Origin of the sequence: Methyloversatilis sp. XJ19-13 (assembly GCF_024580155.1) — a bacterium.
GTDB lineage: Bacteria > Pseudomonadota > Gammaproteobacteria > Burkholderiales > Rhodocyclaceae > Methyloversatilis.
On the sequence record NZ_JANINH010000007.1, the window covers coordinates 143,810 to 164,337 of the forward strand.

The 20,528-nt window shown below is 62.2% G+C and carries 22 protein-coding genes and 1 tRNA gene; 15 read left to right on the top strand and 8 right to left on the bottom strand.

The window, feature by feature from the left end; genetic code table 11:
• Positions 1 to 7: 7 nt before the first annotated feature.
• The 3 genes from NMQ14_RS11485 to serS form a co-directional block, all read right to left on the bottom strand.
• A complete protein-coding gene (locus NMQ14_RS11485; RefSeq protein ID WP_257096260.1) occupies positions 8 to 964 on the bottom strand; it encodes a methyltransferase domain-containing protein in 957 nt (318 codons plus the stop codon).
• Positions 965 to 1,326: 362 nt separating this feature from the next.
• A tRNA-Ser gene (locus NMQ14_RS11490) sits at positions 1,327 to 1,416 on the bottom strand.
• Between the two features lie 100 nt (positions 1,417 to 1,516).
• Positions 1,517 to 2,797 (bottom strand): serine--tRNA ligase, encoded by a 1,281-nt coding sequence (gene serS / locus NMQ14_RS11495; RefSeq protein ID WP_257096262.1) that lies wholly within the window; start codon positions 2,795 to 2,797, stop codon positions 1,517 to 1,519.
• Positions 2,798 to 2,975: 178 nt separating this feature from the next.
• Between serS and NMQ14_RS11500 the strand changes: the two genes are divergently transcribed.
• Positions 2,976 to 3,242, top strand: coding sequence for a hypothetical protein (locus tag NMQ14_RS11500; protein ID WP_257096264.1), 267 nt, complete (start codon positions 2,976 to 2,978; stop codon positions 3,240 to 3,242).
• Positions 3,243 to 3,595: 353 nt separating this feature from the next.
• Here the strand turns inward: NMQ14_RS11500 and NMQ14_RS11505 are convergent, their stop codons facing one another.
• Positions 3,596 to 4,270, bottom strand: a complete 675-nt coding sequence (locus NMQ14_RS11505; protein WP_257096267.1) for a PEP-CTERM sorting domain-containing protein — start codon at positions 4,268 to 4,270, stop codon at positions 3,596 to 3,598.
• 214 nt (positions 4,271 to 4,484) lie between these two features.
• Between NMQ14_RS11505 and NMQ14_RS11510 the strand changes: the two genes are divergently transcribed.
• From NMQ14_RS11510 to NMQ14_RS11560, 11 genes are all read left to right on the top strand, one after another.
• Positions 4,485 to 5,279, top strand: a complete 795-nt coding sequence (locus tag NMQ14_RS11510) for a DJ-1/PfpI family protein (RefSeq protein WP_257096269.1) — start codon at positions 4,485 to 4,487, stop codon at positions 5,277 to 5,279.
• A gap of 23 nt (positions 5,280 to 5,302) precedes the next feature.
• Positions 5,303 to 6,664, top strand: a complete 1,362-nt coding sequence (locus tag NMQ14_RS11515; RefSeq protein ID WP_257096271.1) for a CmpA/NrtA family ABC transporter substrate-binding protein — start codon at positions 5,303 to 5,305, stop codon at positions 6,662 to 6,664.
• Positions 6,661 to 7,512, top strand: a complete 852-nt coding sequence (gene ntrB / locus NMQ14_RS11520) for a nitrate ABC transporter permease (RefSeq protein WP_257096273.1) — start codon at positions 6,661 to 6,663, stop codon at positions 7,510 to 7,512. The genes NMQ14_RS11515 and ntrB overlap by 4 nt, the downstream gene beginning before the upstream one ends.
• Positions 7,513 to 7,528: 16 nt before the next feature.
• The gene (locus NMQ14_RS11525; protein WP_257096275.1) at positions 7,529 to 8,392 is read left to right on the top strand and encodes an ABC transporter ATP-binding protein; all 864 of its coding nucleotides are present in this window, start codon (positions 7,529 to 7,531) and stop codon (positions 8,390 to 8,392) included.
• Positions 8,393 to 8,422: 30 nt separating this feature from the next.
• On the top strand, positions 8,423 to 8,866 hold the full coding sequence (gene cynS, locus NMQ14_RS11530) for a cyanase (RefSeq protein ID WP_257096278.1): 444 nt from the start codon (positions 8,423 to 8,425) through the stop codon (positions 8,864 to 8,866).
• 153 nt (positions 8,867 to 9,019) lie between these two features.
• Positions 9,020 to 10,012 (top strand): hypothetical protein, encoded by a 993-nt coding sequence (locus NMQ14_RS11535; RefSeq protein WP_257096284.1) that lies wholly within the window; start codon positions 9,020 to 9,022, stop codon positions 10,010 to 10,012.
• Positions 10,002 to 10,190, top strand: a complete 189-nt coding sequence (locus tag NMQ14_RS11540) for a hypothetical protein (RefSeq protein WP_257096286.1) — start codon at positions 10,002 to 10,004, stop codon at positions 10,188 to 10,190. Before NMQ14_RS11535 ends, NMQ14_RS11540 begins: the two co-directional genes overlap by 11 nt.
• Positions 10,191 to 10,653: 463 nt before the next feature.
• Positions 10,654 to 11,367 carry a transposase gene (locus NMQ14_RS11545; RefSeq protein WP_257096289.1) on the top strand — a complete coding sequence of 238 codons (714 nt, stop codon included), beginning with the start codon at positions 10,654 to 10,656 and terminating at the stop codon, positions 11,365 to 11,367.
• Positions 11,368 to 11,681: 314 nt separating this feature from the next.
• Complete coding sequence (locus NMQ14_RS11550) at positions 11,682 to 13,235, top strand: hypothetical protein (RefSeq protein WP_257096291.1); 1,554 nt, start codon at positions 11,682 to 11,684, stop codon at positions 13,233 to 13,235.
• A 668-nt stretch (positions 13,236 to 13,903) separates the two neighbouring features.
• Positions 13,904 to 14,458, top strand: a complete 555-nt coding sequence (locus NMQ14_RS11555) for a TetR/AcrR family transcriptional regulator (protein ID WP_257096293.1) — start codon at positions 13,904 to 13,906, stop codon at positions 14,456 to 14,458.
• Positions 14,459 to 14,545: 87 nt separating this feature from the next.
• Complete coding sequence (locus tag NMQ14_RS11560; protein ID WP_257096295.1) at positions 14,546 to 14,998, top strand: cupin domain-containing protein; 453 nt, start codon at positions 14,546 to 14,548, stop codon at positions 14,996 to 14,998.
• 231 nt (positions 14,999 to 15,229) lie between these two features.
• Here NMQ14_RS11560 and NMQ14_RS11565 read toward each other — a convergent pair whose 3' ends face one another.
• Together NMQ14_RS11565 and NMQ14_RS11570 are read right to left on the bottom strand one after the other, a co-directional pair.
• Positions 15,230 to 15,589, bottom strand: a complete 360-nt coding sequence (locus NMQ14_RS11565) for a cupredoxin domain-containing protein (RefSeq protein ID WP_257096301.1) — start codon at positions 15,587 to 15,589, stop codon at positions 15,230 to 15,232.
• A 2-nt stretch (positions 15,590 to 15,591) separates the two neighbouring features.
• Positions 15,592 to 16,512 carry a metallophosphoesterase gene (locus NMQ14_RS11570; protein ID WP_257096303.1) on the bottom strand — a complete coding sequence of 307 codons (921 nt, stop codon included), beginning with the start codon at positions 16,510 to 16,512 and terminating at the stop codon, positions 15,592 to 15,594.
• A gap of 178 nt (positions 16,513 to 16,690) precedes the next feature.
• Between NMQ14_RS11570 and NMQ14_RS11575 the strand changes: the two genes are divergently transcribed.
• The 3 genes from NMQ14_RS11575 (at position 16,691) to NMQ14_RS11585 (ending at position 18,956) form a co-directional block, all read left to right on the top strand.
• Positions 16,691 to 17,251, top strand: a complete 561-nt coding sequence (locus NMQ14_RS11575) for a sigma-70 family RNA polymerase sigma factor (RefSeq protein ID WP_257096306.1) — start codon at positions 16,691 to 16,693, stop codon at positions 17,249 to 17,251.
• A complete protein-coding gene (locus NMQ14_RS11580; RefSeq protein ID WP_257096308.1) occupies positions 17,251 to 18,000 on the top strand; it encodes an anti-sigma factor in 750 nt (249 codons plus the stop codon). The genes NMQ14_RS11575 and NMQ14_RS11580 overlap by 1 nt, the downstream gene beginning before the upstream one ends.
• Positions 18,001 to 18,338: 338 nt before the next feature.
• Positions 18,339 to 18,956, top strand: coding sequence for a hypothetical protein (locus NMQ14_RS11585; RefSeq protein WP_257096310.1), 618 nt, complete (start codon positions 18,339 to 18,341; stop codon positions 18,954 to 18,956).
• Positions 18,957 to 19,014: 58 nt separating this feature from the next.
• Here the strand turns inward: NMQ14_RS11585 and NMQ14_RS11590 are convergent, their stop codons facing one another.
• Together NMQ14_RS11590 and NMQ14_RS11595 are read right to left on the bottom strand one after the other, a co-directional pair.
• Positions 19,015 to 19,545, bottom strand: a complete 531-nt coding sequence (locus tag NMQ14_RS11590; RefSeq protein ID WP_257096312.1) for a hypothetical protein — start codon at positions 19,543 to 19,545, stop codon at positions 19,015 to 19,017.
• Between the two features lie 98 nt (positions 19,546 to 19,643).
• Entirely contained in the window at positions 19,644 to 20,456 is an 813-nt protein-coding gene (locus NMQ14_RS11595) for a mechanosensitive ion channel family protein (RefSeq protein ID WP_257096315.1), read from the bottom strand.
• Positions 20,457 to 20,528: the final 72 nt, after the last annotated feature.

Genomic DNA, 20,528 nt, shown 5'->3' on the forward strand with positions numbered 1-20,528 from the left:
CACGCGATCACGCCACCTGCCGGGCCGCGCGGCAGGCCACCGTGGCACGCAGCGTGCGCGCCAGCGATTGCAGCGAACCGCCCGCCTGATAACTGAAACTCACGTCGAGCACTTCACCGGCCTTCAGGCTGATCGGTGCATCAAGCGGCAGCACGAGATAGTCATTGAGCCAGTCCACCGTGTCGCCTTCGACGGCGCGGATCGCAAGGATGTTCTTGGTGACGAAGCGCAGCGCATTCACCGTGCCGTCCTGCTCCATCGTGAAGCAGCCGGTCCAGCGGATGTCGGGCGACACGCTGTCGTCGAAGTCGAGCACGCTGTAGACCTGCGGAGCGGCCAGTTCCAGCGACCCTTCATGCACCGCGCCGACGCGCTGGAACTGCATGATCGGCGCCTGGAAGCCGAAGAAATCGTAGGCCTGCTGCAGCGGCTGCACCGCCATCACGGCCGCGGTCGGAATGAACACCGGCAGTCGGTCGCCGAAGCGCGCGCGGTAGCGCGCCTTGAACGCGTTGATCACCTCGACCTGCTTCTCGCGCAGCATGCCGACGTGGATCATTTCGCAGATCACGACATCGACCGGTTCCGGCGGCAGGTACTCGAAGGCATCACCATGTACCACTTCGACCTTGTGGCCGTTGGCGTTGTGCGCCAGCAGTCGGCGCGCCTCGGTCACCATGTCCGGGTTGTATTCGACACACCACACCTTGCTCGCGTGTGCCGCGGCGAAGCACGACAGCACGCCGGTGCCGCCGCCGAGTTCGAGCACGCGCGCCCCCGGGAACACCACGTGGTCGATGGCCGCCTTGAAATTGGCCATGCGGTTGGCGTCCATCAGCATGTTGTGGTGGTAGTGCAGCGGAATGAACTGGCCCAGGTAATGCGGCTCGGCAATTTCCTCGCGCAGCACGGCCTCTGACGAGGAATCGGCCTGCGGGCGCAGGAATCGGACTGCAGGTTCCATCAAAGACATGTCGAGCCCCTTCACGAAATCGTTGGTTCGGCCTGGATCGGCGCGCCCTTGCCGGTCGAGGCTGCCGTCGGATCAGGTTTGCCGGCAACATCTGCCGGAAACTGGCCGCCGGAGACCGGAGCGCCGCCACCGGCGGCCGTTGCGGCCGGTGACGGACACTCCTTTGCAGCAACTGTGCCAGCTGCGTTTGGCATGTCAGCGCTGCGCGCTCGGTGCGAGGATCGAACGGCGATGGGCAGCCGAGCGCGCAAGGCGTGCAGCTTGATTTGGGGAAGAGCGTCGGGGAATCCGAGTCGGGAACACTGCAGGGGCAACAAAAAAGCGCCCCGCAGGGCGCTTGATTGCTTGATGTCTGGCGGAGAGGGTGGGATTCGAACCCACGGTAGACTTGCGCCTACGCCTGATTTCGAGTCAGGTACATTCGACCACTCTGCCACCTCTCCGGGGTACTGCGGCACTTCATGGTCGTGAAGCGGCGCGCAGTGTAGCACAGGGTGCGCGGCGCCGGAAAAGCGGGCGCGCGCATTTGTGCCGGATCGGCGCTCAGGCGCCGATGCGTTCCACACCGCCCATCCACGGACGCAGCGCGGGCGGGACGACGACCGAGCCGTCGGCCTGCTGACAGTTCTCCAGGATCGCCACCAGCGTGCGGCCGACCGCCAGGCCGGAGCCATTGAGCGTGTGCAGGATTTCGTTCTTGCCCTGTTCGTTCTTGAAGCGCGCCTGCATGCGGCGGGCCTGGAAGGTTTCGAAGTTGGAGCAGGACGAAATTTCGCGGTAGGTGTTCTGCGCCGGCAGCCACACTTCGAGGTCGTAGGTCTTGGCCGCGCCGAACCCCATGTCGCCGGTGCACAGCGCGATCTTGCGGTAAGGCAGTTCGAGCCGCTGCAGGATGGTTTCCGCATGGCCGGTCAGCGCTTCGAGCGCCGCCCACGACTGGTCGGGCGTGACGATCTGCACCAGCTCCACCTTGTCGAACTGATGCTGGCGGATCATGCCGCGCGTGTCGCGCCCGTACGAACCCGCTTCGGAGCGGAAGCACGGCGTGTGGCAGACGAACTTGAGCGGCAGGCTGGCGGCCGACTGCACCGTGTCACGCACGATGTTGGTCACCGGCACTTCAGCGGTCGGGATCAGGTAGAACTTGCTGCCGTCGCCACGCGGTATGGCGAACAGATCTTCTTCGAACTTCGGCAGCTGGCCGGTCCCGAACATGCTCTCCGCGTTGACCATATAGGGCGCGTACAGCTCGGTGTAGCCGTGTTCCAGCGTGTGCGTGTCGAGCATGAACTGGGCGAGCGAGCGGTGCAGGCGGGCGATGCCGCCGCGCAGCAACGTGAAGCGCGCGCCGCTGATCTTGGTCGCGGTTTCGAAGTCGAGGCCGCCGAGCGCCGTGCCGACGTCGACATGGTCCTTCACCTCGAAATCGAAGCTGCGCGGCGTGCCCCAGCGCAGCACCTCGACGTTGTCCGCCTCGGACTTGCCGACCGGCACAGACTCGTGCGGCAGATTGGGCAGCGAGGCCACGAAGGCCTGCATGTCGGCCAGCACCACGGCCAGGCGCTCTTCGCCGGCCTTGAGCGCATCGCCCAGCCCGGCCACTTCGGCCATCACCGGCGACGTGTCCTCGCCCTTCGCCTTCAGCTGGCCGATCTGCTTCGACGCGGCATTGCGCTTGGCCTGCAGGTCCTGGGTGTCGGTCTGGATGCGCTTGCGTTCCTCTTCCAGCGACTGGAAGCGGGCGGCGTCGAGCGTGTAACCGCGCGTGGCGAGGCGTTCCTGAACGAAAGCGAGCTGGCTGCGCAGCAGTTGGGCGTCTAGCATGAATGTGAACCTGTAGCGGTGGAGTCGGAGCGCGGGCACGCGGGCCGGGCCATCACACACCGCGTGCGCAGGGCGTTCCGGCACGATCGTCGTGCACACGTTGCAACACAAAATTCTAACAGCGACCACCGCCTGCAACGGTATAGTAAGGCAGCCTTTCCCTTCTCACGCAATCGTCATGCTTTCACTTCGAGACTGTCTCGATCACAGCAATCTGAGCGAACTGGAAGTCGGCGTGCTCGCCGACTACACCGGTTTGCCGACCATGCTCGCCGCCACGCTGGCGGGCGCCATGCTGCAAAGCGAAGGCGGTGCCGATCTGATGCTGCGCATCCTGCAGGACGCCGACAGGCAGGCGTCCGAGCACCTGGACCTCGATCAGCGCGCACGCACCAAGGCCGCGATCGAACGCTTCTGCACCGTGCATCGTCCCGAGCTGCACTGAGTCCACAGACACCCGCGCGAGCGGCGCTCGCCCATAAAAACCGCGGCTTGCATGTGGACGCTACTGACGTGTCGAGGCGACCTGCCGTTGAGGCGACCCACCATTGAGGCGGCCCACTGTGGCAGCGACCGAACTGTGGGAGCGGCGGCCTCGCCGCGATCCGCACTTCGCCCGGGTGACGGCGCACGTTCTACGCGCGGAATCGCGAGCGGCGCTCGCTCCCACAAAAACCGCGGCTGGCTTGTGGCAGCGGCTGACGTGTCGAGGCGACTCGCCGGTGAGGCGATCCACTGTGGCAACGACCCACTATGGCAGCGACCGCCCGGTCGCGATCCGCACTTCGCCCGGGGTCGTTACCCGAGCGAACGCCGACGGCTCAGCCCGCCGACCACGGCGAGCCCGGCCGCGAACAGGGCCCAGACGCCCGGTTCGGGCACCGCGGTGACGGTCAGCGAAATATTGTCGATGCCGGTATTGAAGCTGTCCGGACCAAAGCGCAGCACGAGTCCGTTGGCGCTCGACACGCCGGGCATGAAGCTGATCGGCGTCAGGCCGGCGTCGAAGGCGCCGGAGCTCCACAACGTGGCGCCGGTGAGCAGATCGAGCACGACGGCGGATGAGCCGTCATCGCGGTTAAGGTAATCGCCGAAATCCATCGAGTTCAGCCTGACGATGCGACCGCTCCCCGGCGTGAAGGTGAATTCAGCGCTGTATTGCGAAGCATTCAAACCACCCCACGCAACATCCACCAGACCACCGTAGCCCTCCGACCAGAAATTCAGGCTCGGTGCAGACGTTTGGCCAGTGCTCGCCAGCAGTGTTCGATGCGATACGTCGAGCACGCCGGCGATATCGCCGTAGCTCTGGCCGATGACCAGGCCGCTTGTGCAGACCTGGTTACCGTCGTCGCCGCAGATGTTGCCGGAAAAATCGAGCAGCACGTCTGTTGCGGCCGCAGCCGGTGCGGATGCCAGCAGCGCGGTCAGTCCGAGCGTGGCAAGCAGGGTCGGAATCCGGTGACACGTCATGAAGCACTCCTTGTGGGCCTGAAGGTGCGACATGACAGCAAAAAGCAGGCCGCAGCCCGCAAGTGATTGAAATAAATACGGTTCAATCGCCATGCTGCGCGCGAACTGTAAAACGGGGCGACACGCTTCCCGCATGCACTGTAGTGCACGCACTACACGACAATCACATCTGTCGTGATACCGGGCCGGTACATGGCTGCCTAGCATGGGCACCATGAACCGACCGGCCAACCTTCCGATGATGTCGCAACGCAAGCGCGGCTTCCGGCTTGGCGTCTATGTGTTCAAGGACGCCGAGATCGTCGACTTCACCGCGCCGCACGGCGTGTTTTCGGTGGCGCGGCGCTTCGATCCGGAACTCGACGTGTTCCTGATCGCCGATGCGATGCGGCCGGTGCAGGCGCAGGCGGGTTTCACCGTGCTGCCCAACTACAGCTTCGCCGACCAGCCGGCGATGGATGCCTTCCTGATTCCCGGCGGCTACGGCACGCGGCAGGAAACCTGGAACACACGGCTGCACGACTACATCGACGCCCTGCCGGCGACCTGCCTGCTGACCAGCGTGTGCACCGGCTCGTGGATCTACGGCCACATGGGCCTGCTCGACGGCATTCCGGCGACCAACCGCAAGGAGCCGGACCGGCTCGAAGCGTCGCACCTCGGCAAGGTGCCGATCGACCGCCTCGCCGAAATCGCGCCCGCCTGCCGCATTTCGCGCGCCCGGGTGGTGGACGCCGGCCGCATCGTCACCGCCGGCGGCATCGCCTCGGGCATGGAACTGGGCTTTCACCTGTTGCGTCGCGCCGGCTACGACGAAGGCTTCATCCGCGAGGTGGCGCGCTGCATGGAATACACCGCCGCCTACGACACCTACGCACACGACATCGAATACGCGCCCAACCCGGTTCCGTGCCACGCGAAGACAGAGTCGCCTTCGCCGCAATCAACGCTTTCGCAGTCAGTACCGCAGCCCGTCCCGCTTTCCCAGCCCGCCCCTCTTTCCCAGTAAGCCCCCTTCCGAGGAGATCGTCCATGAGCACATTCAGAAATCCGTTCGACGCCAACGTTAAACTCAGCGGCTGCTCGTGCGGACGTCACCACAGCCAGGCCGAACACGAACAGGCGGAACTGCTGTCGGAAGAAGCCATGCTCGACCGCGTGGTCGAAGGCGCGGTGATGCGCGCGCTGTTCCCGCACGACGAAACGCGTCGCAACTTCATCCGCGCCGTCGGCACCAGCACGGCGATGGCGGCGATCTCGACCTTCCTGCCGCTGGGCACCGTGAAAGACGCCTTCGCCTCACCCGGCCCGCTGGAAAAGACCAAGCTCAAGGTGGGCTTCATTCCCATCACCTGCGCCACGCCCATCATCATGGCGCACCCGCTCGGCTACTACTCGAAGCAGGGTCTCGATGTGGAAGTCGTGAAGACCGCCGGCTGGGCGGTGATCCGCGACAAGTCGCTGGCGAAGGAATACGACGCCGCCCACATGCTGTCGCCGATGCCGCTGGCGATTTCGGTCGGCGCCGGCTCCAACCCCATCCCCTGGACCATGCCGGCGGTCGAGAACATCAACGGCCAGGCGATCACGCTGTCGGTGAAGCACAAGGACAAGCGCGACCCGAAGACATGGAAGGGCTTCAAGTTCGCCGTGCCCTTCGACTACTCGATGCACAACTACCTGCTGCGCTACTACCTGGCCGAGCACGGCATCGACCCGGACGCCGATGTGCAGATCCGCTCGGTGCCGCCGCCGGAAATGGTGGCCAATCTGCGCGCCGGCAACATCGACGGCTTCCTCGCGCCCGACCCGGTGAACCAGCGCGCGGTGTATGACGGCGTGGGCTTCATCCACGTGCTGACGCGCGACATCTGGGAAGGCCACCCCTGCTGCGCCTTCGCGGCCAGCAAGGAATTCGTGACCACGATGCCCAACACCTACAAGGCCCTGCTGCGCGCCGTCATCAGCGCCACCGCCACGGCCAGCAACCCGGCCAACCGCAAGCAGATCGCCGAAGCCATCGCGCCGGCCAACTACCTGAACCAGCCGGTCACCGTGGTCGAACAGGTGCTCACCGGCACCTACGCCGACGGTCTGGGCGGCATCCAGAAGGTACCGGGCCGCATCGGCTTCGAGCCCTTCCCGTGGGAATCCTTCGCCGTGTGGATCCTGACCCAGATGAAGCGCTGGGGCCAGATCAAGGGCGACATCGACTACCAGAAGATCGCCAAGGAGGTGTTCCTCGCCACCGACGCCGCGGCGCTGATGAAGGAAGTCGGCCTGCCGGTGCCCACCAGCACGACCAAGAAGTTCACGGTCATGAAGAAGGAATTCGACCCGGCCAAGCCGGAGGAATACCTGAAGAGCTTCAAGATTTCGAAGGCGAATGCATGACACGCAACAAACCCTGGCTGGCACCGCTGCTGTCAGCCCTCTTCTTCGCGCTGTTCGTCGGCGTGTGGTACCTCGCGACCTCGACCACGGCGGCGCCCGTCGCCGGGCCGGCGGTCGACCCCGAGTACGCCGCGCTGCTCGGCGCGGAAGCGGCCACCGGCGGGCAGTCGGCCATGCCGGGCCCGGGCGAGGTTGCGGCCAAGATCTGGGAACATGTGCTGGACCCGTTCTACGACCGCGGCACCAACGACAAGGGCCTCGGCATCCAGATCGGCTACTCGATTGCCCGCGTGCTCGGCGGCTATCTGCTGGCCGCGCTGGTCGCGATCCCGCTCGGTTTCCTGATCGGCATGTCGCCGCTGGTCTACAAGGCGCTCGACCCCTTCATCCAGATCCTGAAGCCCATTTCGCCGCTGGCCTGGATGCCGCTCGCGCTCTACACCATCAAGGACTCGGGCATTTCCGCCATCTTCGTCATCTTCATCTGCTCGCTGTGGCCGATGCTGGTGAATACCGCGTTCGGCGTCGCGTCCGTCCGCCGCGAGTGGCTGAACGTGGCGCGCACGCTCGAAGTGAAGCCGATCCGTCGCGCCTTCCTGGTGATCCTGCCGGCGGCGGCACCGACCATCCTGACCGGCATGCGCATATCCATCGGCATCGCCTGGCTGGTCATCGTCGCGGCCGAAATGCTGGTCGGCGGCACCGGCATCGGCTACTTCGTGTGGAACGAGTGGAACAACCTCTCCATCACCAACATCATCACCGCCATCCTGCTGATCGGGCTGGTCGGCATGCTGCTCGACCACCTGCTGGCCTGGGTCGCGCGCGCCATTTCGTGGAGAGAGTGAACATGGGAGACACCCTGTGACCCAGCCCTTCCTGAAGATCGAAGGCCTGAAGCGGCAGTTTCCGCAGGCCGGCAATCCCGATCCCGATCCGGTGTTCGAAGACGTGCATTTCGGCATCGAGCGCGGCCAGTTCGTGTGCGTGCTCGGCCATTCCGGCTGCGGCAAGACGACCATCCTGAACATCCTCGCCGGGCTGGATGAGGCCACCGCCGGCCACGTCATCATGGACGGCCGTGAAGTGCGCGGCCCGTCGCTCGACCGCGGCGTGGTGTTCCAGAGCCACGCATTGATGCCCTGGCTCAGCGCGCTGAAAAACGTCGAATTCGCCGTGCGCAGCCGCCACCCCGAATGGAGCCGCGAACAGGTGCGCGCGCACGCGGTGAAGTATCTCGAAATGGTGCATCTGGGCCACGCCATCGACAAGAAGCCGGCCGAACTGTCCGGCGGCATGAAGCAGCGCGTCGGCATCGCCCGCGCGTTCTCGATCGAACCCAAGATGCTGCTGCTCGACGAGCCATTCGGCGCGCTCGACGCGCTCACCCGCGGCAGCATCCAGAGCGAGCTGATCGGCATCGTCGAAGCCACCCAGCAGACCGTGTTCATGATCACCCACGACGTCGACGAAGCCATCCTGCTGGCCGACCGCATCGTGCTGATGACCAACGGCCCGCGCGCGAAAATCGCCGAAATCGTCGTCAACCCGATGCCCCGGCCGCGCGACCGCGAAACCCTGCACCAGCAGCCCGAGTTCTATCCGCTGCGCAACCACCTGGTCGACTTCCTCGTGAAGCGCTCGCGCGCCTTCGCGCCCGGCGCCGACTGGGACCCGAAAAACCCGCCCCTCGTGTACCCCGGCGCCCCCGCCCGCGCGGCCGCCTGACCCACCCTCAACCATCCAAAGGAGAAGCACATGAAACGCGAAGACGTCACCGACCTCATCGTCGAAGCCAAGGTTGCCAAGGGCCTGAAGTGGGCCGACATCGCCAGCGCCATCGGCCTCAGCAAGGAATGGGTCACCGCCGGCCTGCTCGGCCAGATGACCTTCACCGCCGAACAGGCCGCCATCATCGGCAAGATGCTCGACCTCCCGCGTGAGGCCGTCACGCAACTGCAGGTCGTGCCCTACAAGGGCTCGCTGCCCACGTCCGTCCCGACCGACCCGCTGATCTACCGCTTCTACGAACTGATCAACGTGTACGGCACCACCTTCAAGGCCCTGATCCACGAAGAATTCGGCGACGGCATCATGAGCGCCATCGACTTCAAGATGGATCTGGCTAGGGAAGCGAACCCGGCGGGGGATCGGGTGAGCATCACGATGAGCGGGAAGTTTTTGCCGTACAAGACGTATTGATCGTACTGAAGCGAAGTGCTTGACCGGCGCCGCAAGCGATGGTCATATTGAGGCCGCATGCCCCCGAGGGCATGCGGCCTTTAAATTTTCGCCCATGTATCCATCCAACGCTTATCAGATAGCCGCGTCTAATTTAATCAGCAGGACGGAAAATTGGAAATCAATCCGATTACAATTGCAAAAACCCTCTATCGAGTTCTTAACCCAACGGTGATTGGCGCATCAAAAGAACGACTTTCAGCCATTTCACGTTCATCCATATGCGAATTTCAGCTTGAGTTTACTAATTACCATTACACGATCTCGAAAGCACACCAGCAGTTTAAGGAAGCCACAAGGGATAAATTACCAAAAAACCAGTGCAACAAATACCTTACAACGCTAAATGAATGCGCAGAATCAGGACTGGTTGACTCTATCAACAGCATAAAGAAAAATATAATCAACTATTTTTCAATCACTCGAGGCTCCGAGCCAAGAGTTGGGATTCATATTACGACAGCAAATAATACGATTGTAAACATACTTCCTTCGGAAGGTTATTTGAACACAGAAAAACGCCATTGCGAGTACACGGCATTTAGCGAAGTCATTCAAAACGGAATTCCATATCTGGATAACAACATTCCAAATACCGTATTAAAAAACCTTTCTTACAGACACGCCGGAATAAATATTACAGAAGCAAAAAATGGCCACAAAGTCAAATACACAGATAAAAAAATAATTTCTCGGTGGCGACTCGCATTATGCGAACTTTGGGAGCTTGGTCACGATAAAGATTGGGCGAAATATGCCACGCAAGGAACCAAAGACAGGCTTTACAAATCCCATATCGTTATTCCAATTACCTTTAGAAGCCACAATCACCTTCTTCTGAATGGCTTGAGTTCCATTTTGAACCTCAATCATGAAAATAGGTCAATACTTGGATATGTTTTCATTGACCATCAAAGCACGCACTATTTCGATGAACGCCCCTTCGGAGACGATCGGTGCAGCAATATTGACGTTAATGTTTTATACACCTTTGCGGATATGATTTCCCTTTTCCTTCTTACCAAGCTAACCTATACTGACAAGTCTGCTACGGTTGTTAAATTCAATAACGGATACAGAGGGAGCCGGAGGAGTCATGGCAAATAATTCAAAGGCTTATGAAAAAGTAGAAAAAGGCAACGCGATTGTTAAGTTTGAGTCGCAGTCTGTTGCTCGGATGTCGGATTTAAACCCATCTGTCGCAAAGGAACAGTTTAAAAAGTTGTCAAAAAAACTTGAATTAGAAGAAATCAAGGCCAGCCGTCTACACAAGCCAAACCGCTGAGGGAAGAACCGAGGGGGGGCCTCAGGGACATGCCACGTTTTCCCTACCGCGGAACAACAGGGGACGCGGCCAGGGCCGTCGCACTCGAAGGCAACAATAGGGGACGCAGCAACGTTTCCCGAGATCCTCGCGGGAGCTTCCCGAAAGCTTTCCCACGCGCAGGCACCAGGAGCGCCACTCAGGCATCCAGACATCCAGCTGGTTGCACAACTTCCTCTAGATTAACGATCCCGTCGCAGCCTAGTTTATGTTTTTTGCATCCACATGCACCGAACACTGCGATGCCCCGCCGCGCCGGTCTTTCTCTTCCCGGCGAACAGTAGCGAACAATAGCAGGAACAATAGGGGACAGACCACGTTTTCCCCGCCGCAGGCAATGTTCATGCTCTGACCGGCGCGCTGTTGATGGCGTCGGACACGCTGGCCGTGTATGCTTTAGGCATTTCTGTACCAGGCCAAGGCAATGCCTCGCCGCGCCCGTCTCTCACTCCCTGGCGTTCCACTGCATCTGATCCAGCGCGGGAACAACCGCCAGGCATGCTTCTACTCGCCGGACGACTGTCGCTTCTACCTGGATTGGCTTGAGGATCATGCGCGACGGCAAGGCTGTCGCATTCATGCCTTCGTGTTGATGACCAATCACGTTCATCTGCTCATGACCGCGGATGAAGCCGAGGCACCCGGACGGATGATGAAAGCGCTCGGCCAGCGTTACGTTCAGTACGTGAATCGTACGTACCGCCGCACCGGCACCTTGTGGGAAGGACGCTTCCGCTCCTGCCCGGTGCAGACTTCGAACTACTTCCTGGCTTGCCAGCGATACATCGAGCTGAATCCGGTGCGGGCGCACATGGTCGAACAACCCGCCGACTACCGATGGTCCAGTTACGCACGCCATGCTCACGGCGTGGCGGATACCCTGCTGACGCCTCACCCGACCTACCTTGCCCTCGGTGACACGACGGAATCGCGGCAGGCCGCGTATCGCGCGCTTTTCAGCGAACCACTCGGGCAGGAAATGACCGACACTATCCGTACGGCGACGAACGGCAACTTCGTTCTCGGCAACGACCGCTTTGCCGCCGAAGTGGCCAGCGCACTCGGGCGGCGCGCCTCTCCCGGGACACCCGGACGACCTCCGCGACGCGATTCACCTCCGTCGGGTGACCTGCTCTGAAAGGAGGTCGGTCGAAACCGTGGTCTGTCCCCGTTTTCCCGTTTTTCCGCAACATGCCTGTAACGCCCGGGGATTACGGTAGTTTCGAAGCAAACCATGTTCCGCCCGTATCGCAGCCCGAAACCCCGCCGCTGTTGCTGGCGTGCCTCGCGGGGTCCGGACTGCATTGCCGTCGGGGTTCGCGCCCGACTACGCCCGTACGTCTGCATCCGTGAGCAAGCCGATCGGACCCGACTGAACGGAGAAGATGCAAGTGTCTGAAGCCGTTGCGTTTGCGCAAGGGCTCTGTGCAGACGATCGTGAAGGAGCCAGGCATGCTGCATGTCACCCGTCCGAAGCTCAGCCGCGCCTCGGTACTTGCACTCTGCATCGCGGCGCACACGGTCTGCGCCGCGGACTTCACCTGGGACGACAAGCTGCTCGCCGAACCGGGCAATCACATTTCATTCGTCCGCAGCTACGACGGCAAGGTTGCTGCCACGGACTGGAGCCTGCGCGAGCTGATCGATGCCAACACCGGCACCGGCAAACGGTGGTCGGCGGTGGATGTGATCATGCAGCAATGTTACGGCGGCGGCTTCATCAACGACATCATCGGCGATGGCAAGGCGGCGGCAACGGTCACCACTTCGGCGCACTGGAACCAGGTGTCCTGGACCATCCAGGAACGCGACGGCTACGATCTTGCGGTGCAGAACTTCACGCGCGCCTGGACTGACGCCGTCAAGGCCAGCTCGAAGGCCGGCATGCGCGAACTGGCCCACACTGCCCGAGCCAACGACTGGACAGGGTCGCTGTCGCCCCCCTTCATTCCCGCCCGGCCCGAGTATCCGCAATACGGCTCGCGCGATGCGGCACCCGGCGGCGCCAACGACCTGCGCTCACCCGTGCAGGGCAAGGACGAGCGTGTATTCACCGCGGCGGTGATCTTCGGTGACGCCGGCAAGATGGCCCTGCGTCACGCGGTCAATGCCGCACGGGTCGTGCGCACGATGCAGGACGTGTCGGCGGTCGACCAGGTCGCCCTGCTGTTTGAACCGAATGCCCGGGCCATCGACCTCACGGCGAATGTTTTTCGCCCGGATCCGAAAAGCCTCGGGCGCGTGGCCATCAGCGGTGACAACTCCGCGGCCGGCCTGAAGCGCGCACTGGACGGTTCCCAGTTCGGCACTGAAGCAAAGGCTGGCGACCGGCTGCTGCTGTACTTCACCGGCCACGGCGCAGAAGCCACCTTCGCGCCAAACAGGGTCACCTCGTCGAGCGCTTCGGAGGGCGGCGTGGTTGATCGCCAGAAAGTCATCATGAAGTTGGTTGTGGACCCCAACGCCGTCGGCAACGCCGGCCAGACTGAAAATGCACCCTTTGCACAACGCGAAGGCGGCGGCTTCTCCAGCGACAGCTTCAACCCCAACATGTTCGGTGACCGGGACGACGTCGGCGGCAACATCGACGAGATCCAGCTTTCGTTTGCGCGAGCCGTGGGCGCCGACACGCGCTTCCTGGTCAACGGGTTCGACCTCACGGCAAGCGCACGACTGCTGACCGACCCGAGCGAAGTCCGCGAACTGCCGCAGCGCACTGCGCAGAGCATCCTGCCGACGCCGGCGCAGGTCTGGGAGATCAGTGCGCCCTTCGAGGTGACCAACGCGCAGAGCGACATCACGTTCGAGCTGACGGGACTGGACACCGAACTGGCCATCGATCCCGATCTGGTGGCCGGCATCAGCCTGTGGCGAGGCGATCGCGAACTGGTTTTCATCAACACGCCGGTGCCCGAATCCGGCAAGGCGCCCATGCTGGGCGCAGGGCTTCTGGTGCTGGCAGTCTGGCGCCGTGTCGCCAGAGTGAAGCCGACACGCTTTTTGTAGCGGCCATCAGAAGCCCGCTCGCGGCAGGCTACCGGTGTTCACCGGTTCAAGCGGCTCGGCGGGCCATCAAGCGATGCCGCAACGGTTCGCCGCGATTCCGGCTGCTGCAGCCAAATTTCGTCGCCTGACTTTGATCGGCCGCAAATGAAGCCTGAGTGCGAACGCGCTGCAACGCTGCGGTCGCCGGACGGTAACAGGCGGGCGCAATCGTGCCGCCTGTCATGGACTTGCCGGGAGACAGCACTCATGGCGCGATTCATGGACAAGGTGAGTGGAACAATAGGGGACGCAGCAACATTACCCGATGTCCTCGCCGTCGGGCAGTCCGCAAGCACTCAAGAGAGACCATTCTTCCGTGACCCGGTTAATGCTTCGAGCATTTCTCGGCAAAGGTTCCGGCAATGCCCCGCCGCGCCCGTGTTTCTCTTTCCGGCGTACCGCTGCATCGGGTTCAGCGCGGGAACAACCGCCTGGCCTGCTTCTTCGCGCCTGACGACGACCGGCACTGTCTCGATTGGCTGCAAAGATCATTCGCGCAGGCAGGGTTGTCGCGGGCACGCCCAAGTGCGGATGAGGCGGGTTTCGCAAGGCGCTTCAAGCCGCGCCGCAGTTTCAGGTACGACGCTTTGGGTCTTGCAACCTACCTACTGATAGGTTAGGATGCGTCCATGGATACGAAAGAGCACATCCTTGACGTGGCGCAGCGGCTCATACAGCAGCGAGGCGTAAATGGCTTCAGCTACGCCGACATCGCGGCCGAGGTGGGCATTCGCAAGGCCAGTCTGCACCATCATTTCCCGACCAAGACCGACCTCGTGCTTCACTTGCTGAATCGCTATCGTCAGCAGCTTGAGGACTACCTCGCCAGCCTGCCGGATACCCACAGCCATGTGCTGCTCGATCGCTACGCCGCACTGTTTCACGGCAACCTCTGTCAGGGGCGCGCCTGCATGGGCGGCATGCTGGCTGCGGAGGTGGCAACTCTGGACGCTTCGCTCAGGCCGGCGCTGGAGCGCTTCCTGCAGGTACAGCAGCGCTGGCTGTCGGGCGTGCTTGAACGCGGGCAGCAGCGTGGCGAGATCGTACGCGCCGCCACCCCTGCCCGTCAGGCCGCGATGCTGATTTCCACGCTGCAGGGCGCCTTGCTGTTCGCGCGCGCAGGCGGCGATGAAACCTTCTTTCAGGAAAGCGTACAGGGAGCGCTGTCCTCACTGCTCGCCTGAATCCCGGTGTTTCACCCTGCGCCTGTTCCCGGCGCATTTTTTTGACCCCACAACCTACCTATCAGTAGGTATTCAAGGAGTATGACCATGATCGACCGCAACAAGACCCCTCATCAGGGCACGAACTACACGCTGGTGGAAACCGGCCCCAGCGCGCATTGGCCGGACTACAAGGTGGCGCTGCCCGGCATCGAACTGCCCGGCAAACTGTTCCTGAAGGAACTGCTCGGGCTGACCGGATGCGAGATCTCGATCAACGCGATGCAGCCGGGCGAGGCGATGCCGATCTATCACATCCATCACCAGAACGAAGAGGTGTACTTCTTCATCCGGGGACGTGGACAGCTGCAGGTCGACGGCGATGTGCTGAACGTGTCGGAAGGCAGCATCGTGCGCATCGCGCCGGCAGGCGAGCGGATCTGGCGCAACAACTCGGACGAACCCCTGGTGTACATCGTGCTGCAGGTCAAGGCGGATTCGCTGCTGCAGTACGGTGTCAATGACGCCACCATCCCGGAAAAGGCGCCCGCCTGGGCCTGAGCGCGCTCGGGATGGAGGCCGGACCGGCGCAACCGCGGGACGCGCCGCGCCGGTCCGGCGATGGCCCTGCCATGGCGCGCGACGCATGCTTGCGTCCGGCCCTATCCTTCAGCGGAGCTGCAGTCATGATGGCGCAATAAGGAACCGACCCGATGCCGTTGCGGATTGACTTGACGGCACCGGGTCTGTCCCCGATGCCGTTGAGTCATTTCTCCGTTAATTCTCCGATGTTCAGGTCACCACGATCGCCCCAGTCATTTCCTCATGACCTGAGCCGCAGAATACGTCGCAGTAGAAATCGAATCGACCCGCTTTTTCCGGGGTAACCTGAAGGTGCGTGACCATGCCGGGGATCATGTCGGAGCGCACTTTGAGGCCCGGGGCATTGAGACCCATCACCACATCCTCAGCCGTCAGCTCAAGCACGACAGTTTCACCTGTCTTGAGATGGATCGTGTCAGGAACGAACTCAAACTTCCGGGAAACGATTCTGATGACACGGGGCGTCGAGTTCTCCTTCGCGACGACCGCTCCCGCGCCCAAGGCAACCGTGGCGGTCATCAGCAAACGGCGTTTGTGATTGATGGCCATGGTCAACCTTTCCGCACCGGAAACTCGGTGATGGCATACGCGTCGCGTTTCTTTTCGGCTCGCACTTGACGGACGCCGAGTCCACGGTAGGGGTGCTCGGCATCCCATGGCAGCGGCGTGCGCTTGGGTTGCGATCCCGGCGCGGGCAGCGGGAAGATGAGCGATTTGGCCGAGTGATGGGCGATATGCCCAGTCACATGATGGTGCTCCTGATGGATATGGCCGTAGAACACCGTCACATTGGAATAAGGCATCAGGAGCTCGATCGCCTTCGCGCCATCGCGCGTTGCCCAGTCCCAGCTGGGGTAGAGGTCGAACAAGGGACGATGGGCGAATACCACGACTCTCGCGTCCTTGGGCAATTGCTGGAGGTCCGCGGCAAGCCATGCCAGCTGCGCTTCGCCAAGGCTGGCTCCGGGATCGGACACGTTGTCGAGCGCGATGAAGTGCGTGCCTTTGTGGTCGAAGGTGTAATGCAGATCGCCAAAAAACTCCTTGTAGGCTTCGCCACGATCCAGCGAGGCATCGTGTTCACCAGGAATGAACAGCACCTTCTGCGTATTCAGCCCCGCGACAATTTCACGGAATTGCGCCATGCGTACACGCCGTTGCTTCGGATCATCGGTCGTGTGCGTCAGATCACCCGTAAAGATGATGAAATCCGGCGAATGTGCAAGCTCGTTGACCGCCGCCACTGCTTTCTTGAGGGTGCCGTGCGCATCGGGATTGGGCGCGCCCTCAAAGCCCCAATGCGTATCGGACAACTGCACAAAATGGAAATCATCGATGGCTGCACCTGCGGCCGTTCCTGCCGCGCGGGCTTGGCCGCCGAAGCTGCAACCGCCTAGCGCCGAGGCAAAGACGACCCCGCCGCCCAGGCTGGTCAGCCGTAGAAACTCACGTCGATTGATGGGCTTGTTCATCGGTATTCTCCATGATTGACGCTGATCGAATGACCAGTACATGCAGTACCGATGGCGCCTCCTGTTTATTCCCGATTTCGGCCGGGGAGAAAAAAGACGTGTTCCATTCACGGCTGCCGGGAATAAAGCTCTCGCTGAACCGGTATGTCTGTAAACGACCCCTCGCCCGGAAGGCTGTGTGACCGATACAGACAAGAACCAGCCAGATAAGGAAAAGCGCTTTCAGGCGCTCGTGATGCCTCATCTGAATGCCGCCTTCAACTTGGCACGCTGGCTGACGCGCAGCGATCTGGACGCTGAAGATATCGTGCAGGAGGCCTGCCTGCGGGCGTACAAGTATTTCGGCAGTTTTCAGGGCGAGAACGGCAAAGCCTGGCTGTTGGCCATTGTTCGCAATACTTTTTATGGCGGCGACGCATACCGGCAAGCCCAGGCGCAATGCGTCCCGTTCGACGAAGAAGCGCACGATTGCGCCGATGACGATGGACACGCGCGACACGCGGGCAATCCACCTGAAGCGGCATTGATGCTGCAAGCGACGCAGCGCCAGGTACGGGCGGCGATCGAGGACTTGCCTCTGGAGTTTCGCGAAGTGGTGGTGATGCGCGAGCTGGAGGATATGACCTACAAGCAGATTGCCGCGATTATCGGCTTGCCTATCGGCACGGTGATGTCGCGGCTTGCGCGCGGCCGCAAGCGTCTTGCGCAATTATTGACAGCGCATGAACAGGAGCGGTGATGGACTGCAAACAGACATTAAAAAGGCTTCCAGCCTACATCGATCAGGAACTGGATGTGTCCGATCTCATAGCGGTCGCGGATCACCTGGATGTCTGCGGCGACTGCCGGAGGGAACATGCAAAACTCGACAGTCTGCGCACCCTCATCAAGGCGAAGGCGCCTCACCATGTTGCACCGGCTCGCCTTGTGGCTCGCGTTGCAGAGGCCTTGCCAAAGGAGCAAAAGCTTGCGCCAGCCACTAAACACTGGAACTGGCTAAGCGCTGGCGCGGTGTTCGCCTCGCTGCTGGCCGTGGTGTGGAGTGTCAATCTTTACCTCGCCGTGCCCACGCCGTATCAGCAGCTTGCCGGAGAAGTGCTGGACAGCCATGTTCGTTCCCTGCAAGCCGATCACCTGTCGGATGTCGCATCCTCGGATCAACACACGGTGAAGCCCTGGTTCAATGGCAAACTGGATTTTTCCCCGCCTGTGCTCGATCACACGGCCGAGGGTTTTCCGCTGGTGGGCGGACGCCTGGATTATCTCAACAAGCAAGCCGTGGCGGTGCTTGTCTACCGGCACCGGCTGCACACCATCAATCTCTTTGTCTGGCCCGGTACCGATGGAGGGGAACTGCCGCGATCACTCACCCTTAATGGCCATAACCTCGTAAGTTGGTCGGTCCATGGAATGAATTTCTGGGCGGCTTCCGATCTTAAATTGGATGAACTGGAACGCTTTGCAGGTATCGCGCGGCAAGGAGGATAGCGACCTTGATGCGGATCTGATCATGGGCAATGGAGGACAAACCCAATGCCGTTCAGTTAAGCCCAGGAGGGTCATGGTCTGCGTACAGGGGCCGTCGGTCGCCATGGCTTTTCAGTACCTAACAGAACATCTGAAATCGCTGACTTGACGGCACCGGGTCTGTCCCCCGGTTTACAGCTCGCCGCGATTCCCGCTGCTGCAGCCGAACTTCGTCGCCCGACTTTGATCTGCCGCAAACGAAGCCTGACTGCAAACTCTCTGCAATGCTGCGGTCGCCGGACGGTAACAGGCGGGCGCAATCGTGCCGCCTGTCATCGACTTCCCGGGAGACCGTACTCATGGCGCGATTCATGGACAAGGTGCGCACGCTGCGCCTGGACGACCATCGCTACTACCACCAGAGCCGCATCAACCAGACCCTGCATCTGGTGAGCGCGGTGAGCTTCCTGTACGCCTACGCGCTGCTGTTCACCGACCCGGCCACGGCCGGCCTGGTGGGCTGGCTGGTGGGCATGGTGACGCGCCAGTCCGGGCACATCTTCTGGGAGCCGCGCGGTCACGACGCCATCCACGACGTGAGCTACGCGTACAAGGAATCGATCAAGGCCGGCTACAACATGCACCGCAAGAGCGTGCTGATCGGCGTCTGGCTGTCGATTCCCGTCGTGCTGCAGCTGCGGCCCGACCTGTTCGGCATGATCGAGCCGGCGCGCGATTTTGCCGGCTTCGCCCACGACACCGGCATCGCCTGGCTGTGCCTCGGCGTCGCGGGTCTTGCCCTGCGCACTGTGCATCTTTCACTGCTGCGCGGCCCGTCCTGGGGCTTCGCCTGGGCCTGCAAGATACTGACCGACCCCTTCCACAACGTCGATCTGTACTGGAAATCGCCGATCGCGCTGCTGCACGGTGAGCTTCTCGATCCGATGGACGACTGCATGCCCGACGCCGGCCACTGAAGCCACCTGTTTCGCCGGGCCGGCCCCGCCGTCGCACGGAGGCGGGCGCCAGACCGGATCACTTCGCCAGTGCGGCGAACTTCGGGTGCCGGAACGCTTCGGCGATCAGTGCGCGCACGGCGGGCACGAACTCGGCGGCACTTCTTTCGCAGCCCTTGTCGGCACTGATGTTGCCGGTGAAGGGGTGCGTGATCGAAACCGCCAGCGTGTCGCCGCGCGTGTTGGCGAGCGTGAGCGACAGCACCCACTTGCCGAGCAGGACGCTGGAGTTGAAGTCGGCCACGTCGAGACGCCCGGTCAGCACCCGCGGTGACGCCGCATCGAATCGCCCGCTGCGGCTCAGTTCATCGATGAGGGCCGCGCGCACGTAGGCGGCAAAACCGGGATCCGCCGACACGGTGTTGCTGATGTGGCAGTTGATGCTCTTGAGGCCGGGCGGAACCGATTCGAAGGCGCCGACCGCCAGCGGCGGGAAGTCGAGCGCTTTCAGCGCCGCGGCATTGTCGGGCGAGGCGACATACGGCTTCACGGCGTAGCCGCAGCCCGACAGCATAAGGACGCTGGCAACGAGCACGATGGCTGATTTCATGGGTGACTTTCTTCGGAAGCAGGTGGATAGGGGCACAACGGCACCGGCTGTCACGGCGCCCGTCGACGGCCGGTCCGGCGCACCGCGGCCGACATCGCTCAAGGCATCACGCGATGGGCGACCGGCGTTTCCGGTACCGGGTAGCCGGCGGCGCCGAAGGTGGCGACGATGGCTTTGTGGGTGTCGAAATACACCTGCCAGTAGTGATCGTTGTGGGTGTAGGGCCGCACGCACAGTTTCGGGCCTTCCGGCGTGAACTCGACGATTTCGATGTCCGGCGCCGGGCTGTCCTTCACGTTGGCGATGGCCGCGATGGCCGGGCGAAGCCGGGCGATGGCGTCCTGCACGTTCACGCTGTTCGCCACCTTGGCCACGCAATCGACGCGGCGGTAGGGCTCGGCGCTGTAGTTCTGGATGTTGTCCGAGAACACCTTGTTGTTGCCGACCACGGTGAGCACGTTGTCGGGCGTCAGTATCGTGGTGGCGAACAGCCCCAGTTCCTTCACCGTGCCGGTCACACCGCCCACACTGATGAAATCACCCACCTTGTAGGGCCGCAGCGTCTGCAGGAAGAGGCCGGCCGCGAAATTGCCCAGCATGCCGCTCCAGGCGGCGCCGATGGCCAGGCCGGCACCGGCCAGCAGCGCGGCGAACGAGGTGGTCTTGATGCCGAAGATGTCCAGGATGGCGAGCACCAGGACCAGGGTCAGCAGCACCGAAATGATCGATTTGAGGTATTGCGCCAGCGTGGCATCGATTTTCTGGCCGCGCTGCAGCGCCCGCCCGGCGATCGACACCGCGATGCTGATCAACCAGCGGCCGATGATCCAGGCCGCGATGGCGCCGACGATCTTCAGGGCGAAGTCTGCGCCCTGGGTGCTCAGGAAAGTCCAGATCACTTCCATGTTCATGATGCGTCCCCTTGAATCCGAAGATGAAGTACCCCTCGCCGCGACGCGCGGTGCGCGCTCAGCTTAGCATCC

What these genes read in the sequence shown, in the direction of transcription:
- NMQ14_RS11555 (WP_257096293.1), top strand. Translation starts at nt 13,904, where the DNA reads ATGGATACGAAAGAGCACATCCTTGACGTGGCGCAGCGGCTCATACAG.
- NMQ14_RS11500 (WP_257096264.1), top strand. Translation starts at nt 2,976, where the DNA reads ATGCTTTCACTTCGAGACTGTCTCGATCACAGCAATCTGAGCGAACTG.
- NMQ14_RS11545 (WP_257096289.1), top strand. Translation starts at nt 10,654, where the DNA reads ATGCCTCGCCGCGCCCGTCTCTCACTCCCTGGCGTTCCACTGCATCTG.
- NMQ14_RS11505 (WP_257096267.1), bottom strand. Translation starts at nt 4,270, where the DNA reads ATGACGTGTCACCGGATTCCGACCCTGCTTGCCACGCTCGGACTGACC.
- ntrB (WP_257096273.1), top strand. Translation starts at nt 6,661, where the DNA reads ATGACACGCAACAAACCCTGGCTGGCACCGCTGCTGTCAGCCCTCTTC.
- NMQ14_RS11585 (WP_257096310.1), top strand. Translation starts at nt 18,339, where the DNA reads ATGGCGCGATTCATGGACAAGGTGCGCACGCTGCGCCTGGACGACCAT.
- NMQ14_RS11560 (WP_257096295.1), top strand. Translation starts at nt 14,546, where the DNA reads ATGATCGACCGCAACAAGACCCCTCATCAGGGCACGAACTACACGCTG.
- NMQ14_RS11570 (WP_257096303.1), bottom strand. Translation starts at nt 16,512, where the DNA reads ATGAACAAGCCCATCAATCGACGTGAGTTTCTACGGCTGACCAGCCTG.
- NMQ14_RS11580 (WP_257096308.1), top strand. Translation starts at nt 17,251, where the DNA reads ATGGACTGCAAACAGACATTAAAAAGGCTTCCAGCCTACATCGATCAG.
- cynS (WP_257096278.1), top strand. Translation starts at nt 8,423, where the DNA reads ATGAAACGCGAAGACGTCACCGACCTCATCGTCGAAGCCAAGGTTGCC.
- NMQ14_RS11540 (WP_257096286.1), top strand. Translation starts at nt 10,002, where the DNA reads ATGGCAAATAATTCAAAGGCTTATGAAAAAGTAGAAAAAGGCAACGCG.
- NMQ14_RS11550 (WP_257096291.1), top strand. Translation starts at nt 11,682, where the DNA reads ATGCTGCATGTCACCCGTCCGAAGCTCAGCCGCGCCTCGGTACTTGCA.
- NMQ14_RS11595 (WP_257096315.1), bottom strand. Translation starts at nt 20,456, where the DNA reads ATGAACATGGAAGTGATCTGGACTTTCCTGAGCACCCAGGGCGCAGAC.
- NMQ14_RS11515 (WP_257096271.1), top strand. Translation starts at nt 5,303, where the DNA reads ATGAGCACATTCAGAAATCCGTTCGACGCCAACGTTAAACTCAGCGGC.
- NMQ14_RS11590 (WP_257096312.1), bottom strand. Translation starts at nt 19,545, where the DNA reads ATGAAATCAGCCATCGTGCTCGTTGCCAGCGTCCTTATGCTGTCGGGC.
- NMQ14_RS11510 (WP_257096269.1), top strand. Translation starts at nt 4,485, where the DNA reads ATGAACCGACCGGCCAACCTTCCGATGATGTCGCAACGCAAGCGCGGC.
- NMQ14_RS11565 (WP_257096301.1), bottom strand. Translation starts at nt 15,589, where the DNA reads ATGGCCATCAATCACAAACGCCGTTTGCTGATGACCGCCACGGTTGCC.
- serS (WP_257096262.1), bottom strand. Translation starts at nt 2,797, where the DNA reads ATGCTAGACGCCCAACTGCTGCGCAGCCAGCTCGCTTTCGTTCAGGAA.
- NMQ14_RS11485 (WP_257096260.1), bottom strand. Translation starts at nt 964, where the DNA reads ATGGAACCTGCAGTCCGATTCCTGCGCCCGCAGGCCGATTCCTCGTCA.